Raw genomic sequence first — 15,246 nt, 5'->3', positions numbered from 1 at the left:
GCCGCACCATGACGCCGGTGCGGCGGGCCGCTCGACGGTCCAGCTCTGTTGCAGAGGAGTAGGGACGTCGAACTCGACGACGAGCGCCTGCCGCTGCTGCGCGGCACCGACCTGCCGTCCGTCCTGATCGGACTGCCCGCCGACACCTCAGGGCTGACCTGCGTCGACCTCGACTTCAAGGCCACCGGCGCGTTGTGCATCGAGCACCTGGCGACGCTCGGCCACCGCGGACATCGCCGTCATCGGCGAAGCCCCCGCGGTCCACGAACGGCACACCGGCTTCGCCGAGCGCACCCTCGACGGACTCCGCTCCCGGGCCCGGGAGTTGGACATCAGGATGCTGCACCGGCCGTGCGGGGGCGGCTACGACGCGATGGCCGTCACTCTCGCCCGCATCCTCGAAGAGCGCCCGGGCATCTCCGGGTTCGTCGTACAGAACGAGCAGGCGGTCGAGCCGCTGCTCGCCCTGCTGCGCCGGCAGGGCCGCGCCGTGCCCGAGGACGTGTCGGTGGTCGCGATCTACCCGGACCAGGTGGCCGTACATGTCCATGCCCTCGATCTGGAAGGCCGGGTTGGACTGGGCCTGTTCGGCGGCCTTGCCGTACCAGGCGGGCATGTCGCCGTTGAAGACCAGGATCTGTCCGGCGGCGAAGCGCTGGCCCGCGTCGCCGGAGCGCGCCTTGTCGTCGGGGTGGACCACTCCGCGGCGAACACCCGACGTACTGGCGCACGGCACCCGTCCTCAAGCACGGGCCGGCCCACCGGCACGAGACGGGCCGGGATCGGCGACGATCCGGTCGCTCTGCCCGGCGAACCTAGCGCGCCGGCAGGCGAGCGGGATCGGCGATGATCTGCCGGACGGTCGACCATGCCGCGCCCAGCACCGGTCCACGGCGCCCCAGGGCCGAGGGGCGCACCGCCTCCGGGTTCCAGGGCCGGACGGTGACCCGGGCGGCAAGTTCGGCGCGTACCGCCGGGAGGAGCCAGTCGGCGAGTTCGGCGTAGGCGCCGCCCAGAACGAGGCCGTCCGGGTCGATCAGGTTCACCGCCGAGGTCAGGGCGAGGCCCAGGGCCCGTCCTGCGCGGTCCAGGGCGCGCAGGGTGGCCGCGTCCCCGGCGGCTGCCCGCTCGGCCAGCAGGCCCACCGGATCGCCGACGGGTCCCAGCCCGGCCTCCCGCAGGACGGCCGCCTCGCCCGCGTACTGCTCCAGGCAGCCGCGTGCCCCGCAGGCGCAAGGGGCGCCCTCCGGGTGGACGGGCAGGTGGCCGAGTTCGCCCGCGAAGCCGCGGGCGCCCCGGAACAGCTGCCCGCCGATGACCAGTGCGGCACCGATTCCGGCCTCGGCGGAGACGTGTACGAAGGTCTCGGCGGGGTTTCCCCGGTGCCACTGCTCCGCCAGCGCCCCGAGATTGGCTTCGTTCTCCGGGTCAGGTGCGGTGTCGGGGTCGGGCCAGTGGTCGGCGGGGCGCACTGCCTGCCAGCCGAGGTTCGGCGCGTTCGCGACCAGCCCGCTCGGCGTGTTCGGCACCACCCCCGGCACGGCCAGGACGCGGCCCTCGACGCGCAGGCCGAGGGCCGCGGCCTGCGACTCCGCCTCGGCGCCCAGCGCGGCGGCCTCCGCCAGCACCTCTCCGGCCGGCCGGCCCGCGTTGGCCCGCTCCACCCGCCGCCACACCCGGGCTTCGCCGCGCAGGTCCACGACGCACGCGGCGAGATGGGTGACGCCGATCTCCAGGCCGAGTCCCGCGGGACCCCGATCGCTCAGGGCCAGCGCCCGTCCGGGGCGGCCGACCCGGCCGCTGGGCGCGGTCTCCGTCTCGGTCAGCGCTCCGCGACCGATGAGCTCGTCGACCATGGAGGAGACGGCCGGCCTGGTCAGGCCCGTGTGCCCGGCCACGTCCGCCCGGGAGAGCGGTCCGTGCGCGGCGACCGCGCCGATCACCACCGCGAGGTTCTGCCGGCGCATCCCCTGCTGCGAGGCGGGCGCGGCCTCCGCGCCCCCGCTCGCCCTGCCGGTCCCCGTCATCGACCCGACCCTCCTATCGCTCTCCCTGCGGGACCTCCTGCAAGGCCCGCGCCCGCCGCAGCGTACTGGTGATCCGTTCGAGCGCGTCGTCGTCACGGGCCACCGGGTCCAGCACCCGGCCCTCGGCGGTCCGCCAGCGCCGCGCGACGGCGTCGGCAGGCTCACCGGTGAGCAGTGCGGCGGCCTGGGCGGCGGCCCCCAGCGCGACCGGCTCCTGGGCCGCGGGCACCTGAACGGCCCGGCCGGACAGCCGCAGGACGGTTCGCTGCCAGGCCCGGCCGCGGGCTCCGCCGCCGATCAGCAGCAGGGGTTCGTCGGGGGCAGGTGTCTCGCCCCCGGCACGCAGTACGTCGTCCAGGGCCGCGAGCAGGGCGTGGGCGGCGCCGTCGTAGGCGGCCTGGAGCAGTTGTCCCGGCGTGGTGTCGTGGCGCAGGCCGTGGACCAGGCCGGAAGCGTGCGGGAGGTCCGGGGTGCGCTCGCCGTCCAGATGGGGCAGCACCACCACCGTGCCGCCTCCCTCGACGTCCTCGCGGTCGCGGCCGACGAGGGAGGCGAAGCGGTCGACGGCGAGGGTGCAGTTGAGCGTGCAGGCGAGCGGCAGCCAGCCGCCGAGGGCATCGGCGAAGCCGGCGACGGTTCCGCTCGGGTCTGCGGGCCGGGTCCGGCCGACGGCGTAGACGGTGCCGGAGGTACCGAGGCTCAGCACCGGACGTCCGGGGGTCAGGCCCAGCCCGAGGGCGGCGGCCATGTTGTCACCGGTCCCGGTGGCCACCAGGGCGCCCTCGCGCAGCGGCATACCGGCTCGGACGACGCCCGCCCGGGCGCCCGGCGGGAGGACCTGCGGCAGCATTCCGGGGTCGAGGCCGATCCGGCCGAGGACGTCCTGGTCGTAGCCGTCCGGGCCCCACCAGCCGGTTCCCGACGCGTCACCGCGGTCCGTCACCGCCTCACCGGTCAGCCGCTCCGTCAGGAAGTCGTGGGGAAGCCGGACGGCCTCGACGCGGTCGGCGGCGGCACGCTCGTTCGCGTGCAGCCAGGCCCACTTGGCGGCCGTGAAGGCGGCCGTCGGGACGCTTCCGGTGCGACGGGCGAGCTCTGCCGTGCCGAACGCGGCTGTGAGTTCGGCTGCCTGCGGGGCGGAGCGGACGTCGTTCCAGAGCAGTGCCGGGCGCACCGGGCGGCTGGCCGCGTCGAGGGTGACCAGGCCGTGCTGCTGGCCGGCGATCGAGCAGGCGGCGGCCCGATCCGCCCAGCCGGTGCCGGCCATGGCCTCGCCGAGCGCCCGCCACCACTGTTCGGGGTCGCTCTCGCGGCCGGCGCCCGTGGTGACGGAATGCGCGGCGCGGCCCTCGCCCAGGACGGCGCCGGTGTCCAGGTCGACGGCGAGGGCCTTGGCGGACTGGGTCGAGCTGTCGACACCGATCACGACACGCTGAGCAGACATGCGTTCCTCCGGTGGGGTTCCTTCTGGCGTCTCGGCATACTAATTTGTTTTTCGCCATTACAAATAGATCTCGGCCCTGAACCGGAGCTGCTCATGACCAGCGACCCGCTCGTCCCCACTCCCGCGCACAGGTTCACCTTCGGCCTGTGGACCGTCGGCTGGCAGGGCCGGGACCCCTTCGGCGACGCCACCCGCCCCGCCCTCGACCCGGTCGAGACCGTGGAGCGGCTGGCCGAGCTCGGCGCCTACGGCGTGACGTTCCACGACGACGACCTGATCCCCTTCGCAGCCGGCGGCACCGCACGCGAGCAGGCGGTCAAGCGCTTCCGCACCGCACTCGACACAGCCGGGTTGAAGGTGCCGATGGCCACCACCAACCTCTTCACCCACCCGGTGTTCAAGGACGGCGCCTTCACCGCGAACGACCGGGACGTCCGCCGGTACGCGCTGCGCAAGACGATCCGCAACATCGACCTGGCCGTGGAACTCGGCGCCTCGGTCTACGTCGCCTGGGGCGGCCGCGAAGGCGCGGAGTCGGGCGCGGCCAAGGACGTGCGCTCCGCCCTCGACCGGCTGAAGGAGGCCTTCGACCTGCTGGGCGAGTACGTCGAGAACCAGGGATACGACCTGCGCTTCGCAATCGAACCCAAGCCCAACGAGCCGCGCGGCGACATCCTGCTGCCCACCATCGGCCACGCCCTGGCGTTCATCAACGAGCTGGAACGGCCCGAGCGGGTCGGCCTCAACCCGGAGGTCGGCCACGAGCAGATGGCCGGGCTGAACTTCCCGCACGGCATCGCCCAGGCCCTGTGGCACGACAAGCTGTTCCACATCGACCTCAACGGCCAGACGGGCATCAAGTACGACCAGGACCTGCGCTTCGGCGCGGGCGACCTGCGCCAGGCCTTCTGGCTGGTCGACCTGCTGGAGTCGGCCGGCTACGACGGCCCCCGTCACTTCGACTTCAAGCCGCCGCGCACGGAGGACTCCGACGGCGTCTGGGCTTCGGCGGCGGCCTGCATGCGCAACTACCTGCTCCTGGCGGAGCGTTCCCGTGCCTTCCGGGCAGATCCGGAGGTCCGGGCCGCACTCGCGGCCTCCCGGCTGCCCGAGCTCGCCCTTCCCACCGCCGAGGACGGCCTCGCCGGGCTACTGGCCGACCGGTCCGCCTTCGACGAGTTCGACGTCGATGCCGCCGCCCGCCGCGGCATGGCCTTCGAGCAGCTGGACCAGCTCGCCCTCGAACACCTCCTCGGCGCCCGCTGAGTCGGTGCACCCGAGAGCCGGGCCGTGTCGTTGCACGGTCCGGCTTCGCCCCTGCGGGAACCGCCAGGGGGCGGTGGCCCTCGACCGGCCGGCTCAGGCCGGGTAGACGAGGGAGGCCTCCAGGGTGCCGGGTCGTAGTCGACGTGGACCATGCCGAAGCACCGGGCGTGGCCGCGCACGTCCGCGCGGACGGCGTCCGCGACAGCAGCGAGGTAGTCGATCCGCCCGGGTCGCGGACCCGTCCGTCGGGGCCGCCGGTGTCCACCTCGGCGGAGCGCTTCGACATCTCGTCGGGAAGGGCCCCGCCATGAGATCCGCGTGCCGTCGCAGACCTGGTGCCCGCCACCACCCCGATCGCCGGGGCGCCGCGATGTGCGTCCCCGCAGTCCGTCTGCGGCGCGAGCTCTCGGAAGCGCACCGGCGCGCACACCGGGGACGGCCGACTGGAGCCGGCGGGCGGCCTGCAGCCAGGCGGGCGAGGGCTCCAGGGTGTGCCCACCTGCGTGACGTGCAGGACCCACACGACGAACGGGCGACCGGAGCGGCCGGTCGACATGCCGCCGAAGTGGCTTCCGGCGCAGCCCCGGGGCCCGGACTCCGCCGTCCGGCGTTCGACGTACCGGCGGCCGGCAGGGCGGCCTGGAACGGCCCGTCTGAGCCGGGGCACCCTCGGAAGCCCACGGTCTTGAGGGGCATCATACTGTTAGCGCTAACAATCCGGCGTTCGAGAGAGCCGGAAACCCCGGCCGGGTATACCGGCGTGGCGGCGAGCGCGGGTCGCCGTGGCGATCAGCCTCGGGTCGGATGTCCCGCGGCCCCTGCCCAGCGGCGAAGGGCCGGCCCGCGCTGCGGCACGGCACTGGCTCGGGTGAGATCCGTACGCGGGTGCGGGTGTGCACGGCACCCCCGGCTCCTCGACGAGCAGTCAGGGCCCGGCGGCCGAGCTCGCCGGCAGTCCTGGCGCACGGCGGTCAGGGGCGGGGTGAAGTACGCGGCCTCGGGGATACCGTCGAAGCCCACCACGCCGATGTCTCCGGGAATCGAGCAGACGGCCTCGTGCAGAGCGCGCAGCAGGCCGTGCGCCCTGCGTTCGCCGGCGCAGAACACGGTGGTGGCGTCGCCCAGTTCGGCGATCCGCAAGCCCGCCGGGCAACCCGACGCGCGCTCCGGTCGCCGTGCTCCACTGCGGCACAGGGGCTCCGGCCGCCGCACCCGCCCTCCTCGCGGTCCTGGTCGCCAGCCAGGCGGCCGGGCCGGCCAGGTGTTGCACTGCACCGTGCGGTGGCCCAGGTCGAGCAGGTGCCCGGTGGCCGCTTCGACGCCGGACCGGTTGCCCACCGGGGCCACGGGAACCCGCGACCGGCTGCCCGATACGTCCGCAACGACCGGCACGCGGCTGGAGGGCCTGGCCACCGCGCCGACGGTGGAGTTCCGGGACGTGATCACGGCAACGCCTTCCACACCCTGGTCGCGCAGCCGGTCAGCGAACTCCCCCGAACCGAGCGGCCGTCCAGAGGGCGAAGGCTCGTCCCGCCGGCGAAGTGGCCCGCACTGCGCACCGCCTGCTCGACGCCGTACAGCATCGAGGCGGAACCGTAGGGGGTCGTTTCGAAGCTGACCACGCCCAGGGTGTGGGGGCGGAGCGTGATGTGCGCGCGGGCGCCCGAGTTGGGGCGGTGGCCCAGTTCCCGGACGGCAGCGGGCACCCGCTCCCGGGCGCACTGCCCGGCCCCGGCGCCGGCGGTTCCCATTCGGGCCCCGCCGGCGAGGCTGATCGCCTGCACCGTTGTTGGTTCAACGGTGATCGAACAGCCTCTTGACGCCACTCTTGTGAGCGTTAACACTCAGGTATCGCCAGGCCGGAGCCGCGGCATCCGCGACTTCGCGCAGCGCGAGCAGACGGCTCCCGGCCGGCCCCGCTCGACCGCTTCCGGTCGCCCAGCCGGGTCGCACCGTGCCGGTCGCGGAACATCACTGGAGGAACTGTGCGGAAGCTTTCAGCGGGCCTCGTCACCGTGGGTCTCACGCTGTCGCTGGCAGCCTGCGGCCAGAGCGCCAACGGAGCGGGCGACGCCGGGGCCGGCGGGGCCGGCACGGAGGCCAAAGGGGGCCTCATCGGGATCGCGATGCCGACCAAGTCGTCGGAGCGCTGGATCAACGACGGCACCAACATGGTCAAGGAGTTCCAGGCCAAGGGATACAAGACCGACCTCCAGTACGGCGACAACGTCGTGGAGAACCAGGTCTCCCAGGTGGAGAACATGATCACCAAGGGGGCCAAGCTGCTGGTGATCGCCGCCATCGACGGTTCCTCGCTCACCAACGTGCTGCAGAAGGCCGCCGACGCCCACATCCCCGTCATTTCCTACGACCGGCTGATCCGCGGCACGAAGAACGTCGACTACTACGCGACCTTCGACAACTACAAGGTCGGCGTCCTCCAGGGCGGTTACATCGTCGACAAGCTCGGTCTCAAGGACGGCAAGGGCCCGTTCAACATCGAGCTGTTCGCCGGCTCACCGGACGACAACAACGCCACGTTCTTCTTCAACGGTGCGATGAGCGTCCTCAAGCCGTACGTCGACGACAAGAAGCTGGTCGTGCAGAGCGGCCAGACCTCCTTCAACCAGATCGCCACACTGCGCTGGGACGGCGGTCTCGCCCAGTCCCGGATGGACAACCTGCTGACCAGGTCGTACACCGCCGCCCACGTCGACGCCGTGCTCTCGCCGTACGACGGCATCTCGATCGGCATCATCTCGTCCCTCAAGGGCGTCGGCTACGGCACCGGCCGGCCGCTGCCCGTCGTCACGGGCCAGGACGCCGAACTGGCCTCGGTGAAGTCGATCATCGCGGGCGAGCAGACCCAGACCGTCTACAAGGACACCCGCCAACTCGCCAAGGCCGCAGTCCAGATGGGCGACGCGCTCCTGACCGGCGGCAAGCCCGAGGTCAACGACACCGGCCAGTACGACAACGGCGTCAAGACGGTTCCGGCGCAGCTGCTCCAGCCGGTCAGCGTCGACAAGGAGAACTACCAGAAGGTCCTGGTGGACAGCGGCCAGTACACCGCGGACCAGCTCAAGTAGCCCACGGGGCCCGGCCGACGGGTCCGGCGACGCCGAACCGGCGGTGCGGCACCCGGGAGACGCCCGGCACCGCACCGCCCCGACGATACGGATGCACAACCATGGCCCGACCCGTTCTCGAGATGCGGTCGATCAGCAAGTCGTTTCCCGGTGTCAAGGCTCTCTCCGAGGTCAACCTGACCGTCGCCGCGGGTGAGGTGCACGCCGTCTGCGGGGAGAACGGCGCCGGCAAGTCCACCCTGATGAAGGTACTCAGCGGGGTACACCCTCATGGCGGCTACCAGGGCGAGATCCACTTCGAAGGCGAGCCCTGCCGGTTCAAGGACATCCGGGCCAGCGAGCAGCGCGGCATCGTGATCATCCACCAGGAACTCGCGCTGGTGCCCTACCTGTCCATCGCCGAGAACATCTTCCTCGGCAACGAGCACGCCACTCGGGGCGTCATCAGCTGGCACCGGACGCTGACCCACGCCGCCGCACTGATCCGGCAGGTCGGACTCGACGAGAGCCCGCACACCAGGATCGCCGATCTCGGCGTGGGCAAACAGCAGTTGGTCGAGATCGCCAAGGCGCTCGCCAAGAAGGTCAAGCTGCTCATCCTGGACGAGCCGACGGCCGCCCTGAACGACGAGGACAGCCGCAAGCTGCTCGACCTGATCCTCGAACTCAAGGCCCAGGGCATCTCGTGCATCCTCATCTCGCACAAGCTGAACGAGATCGCCCGGGTCGCCGATGCCGTCACCATTTTGCGCGACGGGCGGACCATCGAGACCATCGCGATCGGCTCCGAGGGCATCTCCGAGGAGCGGATCATCCGCGGCATGGTCGGCCGCGACCTGGAACACCGCTACCCCGAACGCGCCCCGGAGATCGGCGAGGTCACCTTCGAGATCGAGGACTGGAGCGTCCAGCACCCCATCGACCACCGGCGCAACGTGGTCGACGGCGCCTCGCTGCACGTCCGTCGCGGCGAGATCGTCGGCATAGCCGGCCTCATGGGCGCCGGCCGCACCGAACTGGCCATGAGCGTCTTCGGCCGCTCGTACGGACGGTGGACCGGAGGCCGGGTGCGGCTCCACGGCCGGGAGATCCGTACCCGGACGGTGCCCGAGGCGATCGGGCACGGCATCGCGTACGTGACCGAGGACCGCAAGCAGCTCGGCCTCGACCTCGGCGACACCATCAGCCGGAACATCTCGCTGAGCGCCCTCGGCAAGGTCGCCCGGCGGGGCTGGGTCAACCGGCACGAGGAGGCCCGGAGCGCCGAATCGTTCCGTCGGACCATGAACATCAAGGCCCCCTCGGTGTTCGCGGAGACCGGCAAGCTCAGCGGTGGCAACCAGCAGAAGGTCGTCCTCAGCAAGTGGATCTTCGCCGGACCGGAGGTGCTGATCCTCGACGAACCGACCCGGGGCATCGACATCGGCGCCAAGGCGGAGATCTACACCGTCATCGCCGAACTCGCCGACCAGGGCAAGACGGTACTCGTCATCTCCTCCGAACTCCCCGAACTCCTGGGCCTGTGCGACCGGATCTACACCATGGCCGAAGGCCGGATCACCGGTGAGGTCACCCGCGCGGACGCCACCCAGGAATCCCTCATGCGGCTCATGACCATGAGCGCGGCATACCCCGACAAGCAGGTGTGAGGCATGGCCCAGACCCAGACCACCCCAGACACCGCTCCCGGCACACCGGAGTCAGGCCAACGTCCCTCGTCCGGTGCCGTACTGGCCCGAGCGCTCCGCGGCAACCTGCGCCAGTACGGGATGCTGGTCGCACTGGTGCTGATCGTGCTGCTGTTCCAGTTCTGGACGGACGGCATCCTGCTCCAGCCGCTCAACATCACCAATCTGATCCAGCAGAACGGCTACATCCTCATCCTGGCCATCGGCATGATGATCGTCATCATCGCCGGGCACATCGACCTGTCGGTCGGGTCGCTCGCCGCCTTCGTCGGGGCGGCCGCGGCGGTGATGATGGTCGAACACCATGCGCCGTGGCCCGTGGCACTGGTGGCCGCGCTGCTGATCGGGGCCCTCGCCGGAGCCTGGCAGGGGTTCTGGATCGCCTATCTCGGGATCCCCTCGTTCATCGTCACGCTGGCCGGCATGCTGCTGTTCCGCGGGGGGACCCAGATACTCCTCCAGGGCCAGACGGTGGCTCCGTTCCCCAAGGGCTTCCAGAACATCAGCAGCGGCTTCCTCCCCGCGGTCGGTCCCCGGACCGACTACCACAACCTCACCCTGCTGCTGGGTCTCTCGGTGCTGGTCGTCGCGATCCTGCAGGAGGTGCGCGGACGGCGGCGGGCCGCCTCCTACGGACTGGAACCGCTCCCGGCCGGGCTGTTCCTGGTGAAGCTCGGCGCGATCACCGCGGCCGTGGTGGTCTTCACGCTGCTGCTGGCCAGCTACCACGGGGTGCCGATCGTCCTGCTGATCCTCGGCGTCCTGCTGGTCGGCTTCGGATACGTGATGCGCAACTCGATCCTGGGACGGCACACCTACGCCATCGGCGGCAACGAGGCGGCGGCGAGGCTGTCCGGAGTGAAGAGCAAGCGGGTCGTCTTCCTGGCCTTCGTGAACATGGGCGTCCTCGCGGCCCTGGCCGGGCTGGTCTTCGCCGCACGGCTCAACGCCGGTACGCCGCAGGCCGGCATCAACTTCGAGTTGGAGGCGATCGCCGCCGCCTTCATCGGCGGCGCTTCCGCGAGCGGAGGTGTGGGCACCGTCCTCGGCGCGATCATCGGCGGTCTGGTGCTCGGTGTGCTGAACAACGGCATGTCGCTGGTCGGTGTGGGTACCGACTACCAGCAGGTGATCAAGGGCCTGGTCCTGCTCGCGGCCGTCGGCTTCGACGTCTACAACAAGCGCAAGGCCGGCTCCTGACCCTGGGTCAGCCCGGTACCGCCCCCGGCGCCGAGGTCCGGATCCCTACAGGGCGTTGAAACCACCCCACCGCCGCCGGTGGCGGATAGGTGTCCATGAGTCGATCATGTCTGGAGCACGTCGGGCAGCCCAGCGGTCTTCCTCGGCAACTCCGGGGCTTCGCATGGCGGGGCCGCAGGCCGTTGTGCCTGCGGCCCCGGTGTCCCCGTGGTGGGCGCCGCCCGTGTCGGACTCCTCCCTGCGGAATGTGTGCGGGTCACGTGCCTGGGGCGGTGACCGTGAGCGGCACGTACGCGGTGATCGTCTTCCCGCCGCGGCCGGCGGAGATTTCGGTACGGGCGGCGAGCCGGTTGACCAGCAGCCAGCCGAACCCTCCTGGCACCGCGACCGGCGTGCCCGGGGACCGGGGAAGGACCGGGGACGCGTCGGACACCTCGATCGCCACCGCATCGGGAAGTTGCCGGATGCTGAAGCCGGTCACCCCGCCCGCGTGACGGGTCGCGTTGCTCACCAGCTCCGCGACCACCGTCAGTACGTCGTCCACCAACCGCTCCCCCACACCACGGGCCGACAAGACCCTCCGGGCGACCTGTCGAGCGTCCGCGCATCTGAGTCCGGACATGTTCTGCGAAGTCCCTGGCATCGTCGCTCCTCTCACCCCTCGTCTTCCCCCTGTGCTCCACGACACCCATCCCTCCGACGGTTCCCAGCCGTCCCGCCCCACCCCGGCGGAGTGTCCGTCCGACCGACGGCTCCTGCGTCGCCGGCTCCCGCGAAGGCCTTCCCACCGCCAAGGTGAACGATGGATCGGGACGCAGCAGAGGCGGGGGCGGCAACCAGTGGTTGCCGCCCCCGCCTCGTTCGCTCCGCGTCCCGTCGGGTTACAGGTGGTGCGGGCCGTCGTAGTAACCGCCGACCTGGCGTTGGTAGTCCGCATCACCGAGGTGCTTGTCCTTGTCGAACTCGGGAGCGTTCTTGATCTGTTCCTTCGTCCGGTCGAGATAGATCTTCTCGTCGTTCGCGTCGATCCGGCTGATCGTGCCCGCGGGCAGCAGGACTTCCTTGCCGAAGATCCACGGACCGGTGTCGACCACGATGTAGGAGGAGCCGACCTCGTCCGAGTGCTTGTCCACCTTGCCGATGGAACCGTCCGTCGCCTCGACCTTGTATCCCACCAGGTCCGCACCGATCAGACGGCCGGACGTCTCACGGTAGCCCCACACGTTCTCAGTCATGCAAAAACAACTCCTCCGGTTACGGGGATACGACGCGAGAGAATTGGATTCCGCGCCGACTTCCCCTTTTCCGTACTGCGTGCAGTGCGGAATTCGCATTCCGCCCTGACCACCGCATGCCCCAGATTTTTCCACCCACACACCTCTTGGTGATATCCGAACCGAAAAGACCGTCAAAGGCCCGGCTTCCGGCAGGGAGCTGCCGGAAGCCGGACGAACGGGGTGGGAGGTCAGCGGCGGGGGCCGCCCCGGCCCTCACCCCGACGGCCGCCCTTGCCCTCTTCGAAGCGGACCTTCTCCTTGCGTACGGTGCCGGAGACTTCCTGCTGCTCGGTGACCCTCTCGGTCTCCAGGCGCACCCGTTCCACCGGCACGGCCTCCTTGCGCGTCACCGCGCGCTCGGCATGCAAGGTGACCTCGGTCTCCGCTTCTCCGATGCCGCCCCGTACGCGCTCCCCTTCGCGGATGGGCTCGCGCACGACCCTTACCTCCTCGTGGCTGACCGGGACGGTGGTCGTCACGTTCTCGGTGACGACCACCTTCTTCAGCCGCGCCCGGCCCACCTCTTCGTTGGCCGTGCCGACGTGCAGACGCTCCTCGGAGCGGACCAGTTCCTCGGCACCGGGCTTGCCGCCACGCGCCTCGGCCCGCTGTTCGACATACGTGCCGGTGGCGATTCCGGGCGCGTCCACCGCAGTTCGCCGGGTCTTGCCGTCACCGTGCCCGTTCGAGCCCGCCAGCCCGTAGTGCAGGTAGAGCCTGCGCTCCTCGCCGGCGTCCAGGTGCTGGTCGGCTTCGACACGAGGGGCGTCCTTGACGACGGCCTTCAGGTGCGGGACGTGGAGCGCTCGGCCATCGCTGCGGGCCCCGGCAAGGGGGACGAACGATTCCTTCATACCGAACCACCCGGTTTTGACGGTCACCCACTCCGGCCGGCCAGTCGAGTCGTCCCGGTACACCTGGCCGATGCTGCCGATCTTCTCCCCGTCCGCGTCGAAGGCCGTCAGGTCGATCAGCTGCTCGGTGTTCAGGAAGCCGCTTCCAGCGCTCATCAGGAATCCTCCAGTGGGGTGCGGCACGGATGCGCGGCGACCTCGATGTCCCGCGTCATGGCGTGCCCTGCCTCCAGCCCGCCCCCGCGGCCGCCCCGCCGCAACCGCTCAGCGGGTCGGGCCGCGTCACCGAACTGGTGGAACGCAGCGGCGCCAAGGCGTAGCCGCTCGGTCACACATCGTCCCCGGGGTACTCCGAACGGATGAACGCGGCGCCGGTGTCCCTGGGCGTGCCGCGAGTCCGTCGAGGTGCCGCGACGGACTTCCGAGGCCTGATTCGCCTGTTGATCCGCGCGCCTTGGGGGTAGGCGGGCGCCATGGCAGCCACACGCGAACTCCTCACGTCCCTGCGGGCCGCACGCCAGCTGCGCCGCGTCCGCTCCCACTACGCGGCCGGAGCCCTGCTGTGGGCAGCCGCGGCCGTCTGGACGGGATGGCTGAACCCAGGGAGCCGCCAGATGTGGATCTGCACCCTCCTGCTCACCCTGTTCACCGCCCTCCTGGCCACGGCCATCCACCAGCTTCGCCATCTCCCGTCCACCACACGACCGACGCACCACGCCGCGCCCCGGCGAGCGGCCGCCCCCCGCCAGGCGAACGTCTGAACCGGCGGGCTGGGCGCGGCGGGCGGTGGACAGCGCGATCGTGCCGCTGGACTGGTGCGGCCTGCTCGTGGTGCACGCCTCACGGGTGCGCACTGCTCGGGCCGGTTCGCCACGAGTCGAATCGCCGTGCAACCGCCTTGCACCGGAAGCAATCTGACGCGACTTCAAGAAACCTCAGGTACGGGCGTTTACGGGTTGGCCGCGGGGTCAGACGTGTGGGCAGCGGAGTCCGCAACTCTCACGGGCAGGCCTCCGCCCGGAGCCTGAGCCGCACCCCCGAGGTCCGGACCAGGCCACCGGCATCACCTCTGCCGTACGGGATCCGCACGGCACCCGGGCACCACCGCCCCGGCCTCCTCCCCGGCCGGGGCACCCACCGGAACCCGGGCAGGCCCCCGGCCACAGCGCTCAGACCGCCGCAGCCGGGCAGCGGATCCCCACGGCAGCGCCATCAGCGGGAGGCGAGTACGGAGTCGTCCAGAGCGCCCGTGCCGGGCAGGTGGTGCCGGGCGGCTATCAGCGCGGCGTGCACGTCTGCCGTACCCGTGGCCACGCAAAGGGCATGCTCGACGTCCCTGATCTCCCTGCGCACGGGCGAGACCTCGTCCGCGGCATCGAGGACGGACAGCGCCCAGTAGCGATCGACGAGGCCGGGGAGCACAGCCGGGTGAGCCATCAACATGGGATTTGCCTTCCGCCAACCGATCCGTCAAGTGGCCGTCGCCTACCCTGCCGATCACGGTTGAATCCCAGCAGTCGCCCTGCCACATTCGGCCGTTCTCGACCTCCGTGTCGATGCCGTCCTGGATGTCCCGGCAATCGGCGGACAGGCTGCGCCAGTCCCGACGCCACTGCCGCACGCGCTCCCCGTCGGGCTTGCTCGCCTCCAGGGTGTCCGCCAGCTGGGCGCCCTGTAGCGGACCCCCGCTACGGCCGCGGTCCTCACCCTCCCCGGCGTGCTGCCCCACTTGGACAAGCTGAACACCTCCCGCGTGCCGTATGCCCACCCGGTGCGGGTCCAAAGGCTGGGAGGGCCGATGCGCCGGCATCAAGCGGGGCGGGGAGCACCCGGCCCGCTCTGGTCGTGATCACGTGGACGAGCCACCCGATCATTTCGCGCGGCGTGGACTCGGACAGCAGTTCTCCCGTCAGCGTCATGGAGGCTCCTCTACCCGCTCTGCGGCCGCTGCACGGTGGGGCCCGGGCCGGCGCACGGAATCCGGAAGATGACCGATCCAGACGTTTGAAGGGCGCCCGGCGGTGCAGACGATGCACTGACACCGACTTTATTCAACGAGGTAGGAGACCTTCATGGGCATCATCGCTTGGATCCTCATCGGGCTGTTCGCCGGCCTCATCGCGAAGGCCCTGATGCCGGGCAAGGACCCGGGCGGCATCATCATCACCATGCTCATCGGCATCGTCGGCGGTCTGCTCGGCGGGTGGCTCGGCAAGGTCATATTCGGCGTCGACTCGATCGACGGCTTCTTCGACCTCTCCACCTGGATCGCCGCGATCGTCGGCTCCGTCATCCTCCTGGCCCTCTACCGCGTCGTGGCCGGCAATCGGCACTCGCACCGCCACGCCTGACCCCGCGCCTGACGCCAGGCCTCCCCGTGTTCCCGGCCCGCCGCGACGAC

At 71.0% G+C, this 15,246-nt stretch carries 14 protein-coding genes and 1 pseudogene; 7 read left to right on the top strand and 8 right to left on the bottom strand.

What is annotated here, in order from left to right; translation table 11 throughout:
* Positions 1-63: 63 nt before the first annotated feature.
* Positions 64-538 (top strand): annotated as a pseudogene (locus ABZY57_RS29035) (substrate-binding domain-containing protein); the annotation flags it as partial.
* A gap of 277 nt (positions 539-815) precedes the next feature.
* On the opposite strand, the gene ABZY57_RS29030 reads toward ABZY57_RS29035, so the two are convergent.
* A complete protein-coding gene (locus ABZY57_RS29030) occupies positions 816-2,027 on the bottom strand; it encodes an ROK family protein (RefSeq protein WP_356516906.1) in 1,212 nt (403 codons plus the stop codon).
* A 13-nt stretch (positions 2,028-2,040) separates the two neighbouring features.
* The gene (xylB, locus tag ABZY57_RS29025; protein WP_356516904.1) at positions 2,041-3,471 is read right to left on the bottom strand and encodes a xylulokinase; all 1,431 of its coding nucleotides are present in this window, start codon (positions 3,469-3,471) and stop codon (positions 2,041-2,043) included.
* Between the two features lie 93 nt (positions 3,472-3,564).
* On the opposite strand from xylB, the gene xylA reads away from it, so the two are divergent.
* Positions 3,565-4,737 (top strand): xylose isomerase, encoded by a 1,173-nt coding sequence (xylA, locus tag ABZY57_RS29020; protein WP_356516902.1) that lies wholly within the window; start codon positions 3,565-3,567, stop codon positions 4,735-4,737.
* Positions 4,738-5,526: 789 nt separating this feature from the next.
* Here the strand turns inward: xylA and ABZY57_RS29015 are convergent.
* Positions 5,527-5,949, bottom strand: a complete 423-nt coding sequence (locus tag ABZY57_RS29015; RefSeq protein ID WP_356516908.1) for a substrate-binding domain-containing protein — start codon at positions 5,947-5,949, stop codon at positions 5,527-5,529.
* A 230-nt stretch (positions 5,950-6,179) separates the two neighbouring features.
* Positions 6,180-6,488, bottom strand: coding sequence for a hypothetical protein (locus ABZY57_RS29010; protein WP_356516900.1), 309 nt, complete (start codon positions 6,486-6,488; stop codon positions 6,180-6,182).
* Between the two features lie 234 nt (positions 6,489-6,722).
* On the opposite strand from ABZY57_RS29010, the gene chvE reads away from it, so the two are divergent.
* The 3 genes from chvE (at position 6,723) to mmsB (ending at position 10,714) form a co-directional block, all read left to right on the top strand.
* On the top strand, positions 6,723-7,826 hold the full coding sequence (chvE, locus tag ABZY57_RS29005) for a multiple monosaccharide ABC transporter substrate-binding protein (protein ID WP_356516898.1): 1,104 nt from the start codon (positions 6,723-6,725) through the stop codon (positions 7,824-7,826).
* 101 nt (positions 7,827-7,927) lie between these two features.
* Positions 7,928-9,475 (top strand): multiple monosaccharide ABC transporter ATP-binding protein, encoded by a 1,548-nt coding sequence (gene mmsA, locus ABZY57_RS29000; protein WP_356516896.1) that lies wholly within the window; start codon positions 7,928-7,930, stop codon positions 9,473-9,475.
* Between the two features lie 3 nt (positions 9,476-9,478).
* Positions 9,479-10,714 carry a multiple monosaccharide ABC transporter permease gene (gene mmsB / locus ABZY57_RS28995; RefSeq protein ID WP_356516894.1) on the top strand — a complete coding sequence of 412 codons (1,236 nt, stop codon included), beginning with the start codon at positions 9,479-9,481 and terminating at the stop codon, positions 10,712-10,714.
* Between the two features lie 256 nt (positions 10,715-10,970).
* Here the strand turns inward: mmsB and ABZY57_RS28990 are convergent, their stop codons facing one another.
* The 3 genes from ABZY57_RS28990 to ABZY57_RS28980 form a co-directional block, all read right to left on the bottom strand.
* Positions 10,971-11,336, bottom strand: a complete 366-nt coding sequence (locus ABZY57_RS28990; RefSeq protein WP_356516892.1) for an ATP-binding protein — start codon at positions 11,334-11,336, stop codon at positions 10,971-10,973.
* Positions 11,337-11,595: 259 nt separating this feature from the next.
* Positions 11,596-11,949 (bottom strand): PRC-barrel domain-containing protein, encoded by a 354-nt coding sequence (locus ABZY57_RS28985; protein ID WP_356516890.1) that lies wholly within the window; start codon positions 11,947-11,949, stop codon positions 11,596-11,598.
* Positions 11,950-12,179: 230 nt separating this feature from the next.
* Complete coding sequence (locus ABZY57_RS28980; RefSeq protein WP_356516888.1) at positions 12,180-13,001, bottom strand: PRC and DUF2382 domain-containing protein; 822 nt, start codon at positions 12,999-13,001, stop codon at positions 12,180-12,182.
* A 317-nt stretch (positions 13,002-13,318) separates the two neighbouring features.
* Between ABZY57_RS28980 and ABZY57_RS28975 the strand changes: the two genes are divergently transcribed.
* Positions 13,319-13,606, top strand: coding sequence for a hypothetical protein (locus tag ABZY57_RS28975; protein ID WP_356516886.1), 288 nt, complete (start codon positions 13,319-13,321; stop codon positions 13,604-13,606).
* A gap of 451 nt (positions 13,607-14,057) precedes the next feature.
* Here ABZY57_RS28975 and ABZY57_RS28970 read toward each other — a convergent pair whose 3' ends face one another.
* Positions 14,058-14,288, bottom strand: coding sequence for a DUF5133 domain-containing protein (locus tag ABZY57_RS28970; RefSeq protein WP_356516884.1), 231 nt, complete (start codon positions 14,286-14,288; stop codon positions 14,058-14,060).
* Between the two features lie 629 nt (positions 14,289-14,917).
* Between ABZY57_RS28970 and ABZY57_RS28965 the strand changes: the two genes are divergently transcribed.
* A complete protein-coding gene (locus ABZY57_RS28965; protein ID WP_356516882.1) occupies positions 14,918-15,196 on the top strand; it encodes a GlsB/YeaQ/YmgE family stress response membrane protein in 279 nt (92 codons plus the stop codon).
* The last annotated feature ends 50 nt before the right edge of the window (positions 15,197-15,246 follow it).

Source organism: Streptomyces sp. NPDC006450 (assembly GCF_040612195.1).
Lineage (GTDB): Bacteria > Actinomycetota > Actinomycetes > Streptomycetales > Streptomycetaceae > Streptomyces.
Note: the sequence above shows the minus strand (reverse complement) of the source record. Positions and strands in the feature narration are given on the sequence as shown.

What these genes read in the sequence shown, in the direction of transcription:
- ABZY57_RS29030 (WP_356516906.1), bottom strand. Translation starts at nt 2,027, where the DNA reads ATGACGGGGACCGGCAGGGCGAGCGGGGGCGCGGAGGCCGCGCCCGCC.
- xylB (WP_356516904.1), bottom strand. Translation starts at nt 3,471, where the DNA reads ATGTCTGCTCAGCGTGTCGTGATCGGTGTCGACAGCTCGACCCAGTCC.
- xylA (WP_356516902.1), top strand. Translation starts at nt 3,565, where the DNA reads ATGACCAGCGACCCGCTCGTCCCCACTCCCGCGCACAGGTTCACCTTC.
- ABZY57_RS29010 (WP_356516900.1), bottom strand. Translation starts at nt 6,488, where the DNA reads ATGGGAACCGCCGGCGCCGGGGCCGGGCAGTGCGCCCGGGAGCGGGTG.
- mmsA (WP_356516896.1), top strand. Translation starts at nt 7,928, where the DNA reads ATGGCCCGACCCGTTCTCGAGATGCGGTCGATCAGCAAGTCGTTTCCC.
- mmsB (WP_356516894.1), top strand. Translation starts at nt 9,479, where the DNA reads ATGGCCCAGACCCAGACCACCCCAGACACCGCTCCCGGCACACCGGAG.
- ABZY57_RS28990 (WP_356516892.1), bottom strand. Translation starts at nt 11,336, where the DNA reads ATGTCCGGACTCAGATGCGCGGACGCTCGACAGGTCGCCCGGAGGGTC.
- ABZY57_RS28985 (WP_356516890.1), bottom strand. Translation starts at nt 11,949, where the DNA reads ATGACTGAGAACGTGTGGGGCTACCGTGAGACGTCCGGCCGTCTGATC.
- ABZY57_RS28980 (WP_356516888.1), bottom strand. Translation starts at nt 13,001, where the DNA reads ATGAGCGCTGGAAGCGGCTTCCTGAACACCGAGCAGCTGATCGACCTG.
- ABZY57_RS28975 (WP_356516886.1), top strand. Translation starts at nt 13,319, where the DNA reads ATGGCAGCCACACGCGAACTCCTCACGTCCCTGCGGGCCGCACGCCAG.
- ABZY57_RS28970 (WP_356516884.1), bottom strand. Translation starts at nt 14,288, where the DNA reads ATGTTGATGGCTCACCCGGCTGTGCTCCCCGGCCTCGTCGATCGCTAC.
- ABZY57_RS28965 (WP_356516882.1), top strand. Translation starts at nt 14,918, where the DNA reads ATGGGCATCATCGCTTGGATCCTCATCGGGCTGTTCGCCGGCCTCATC.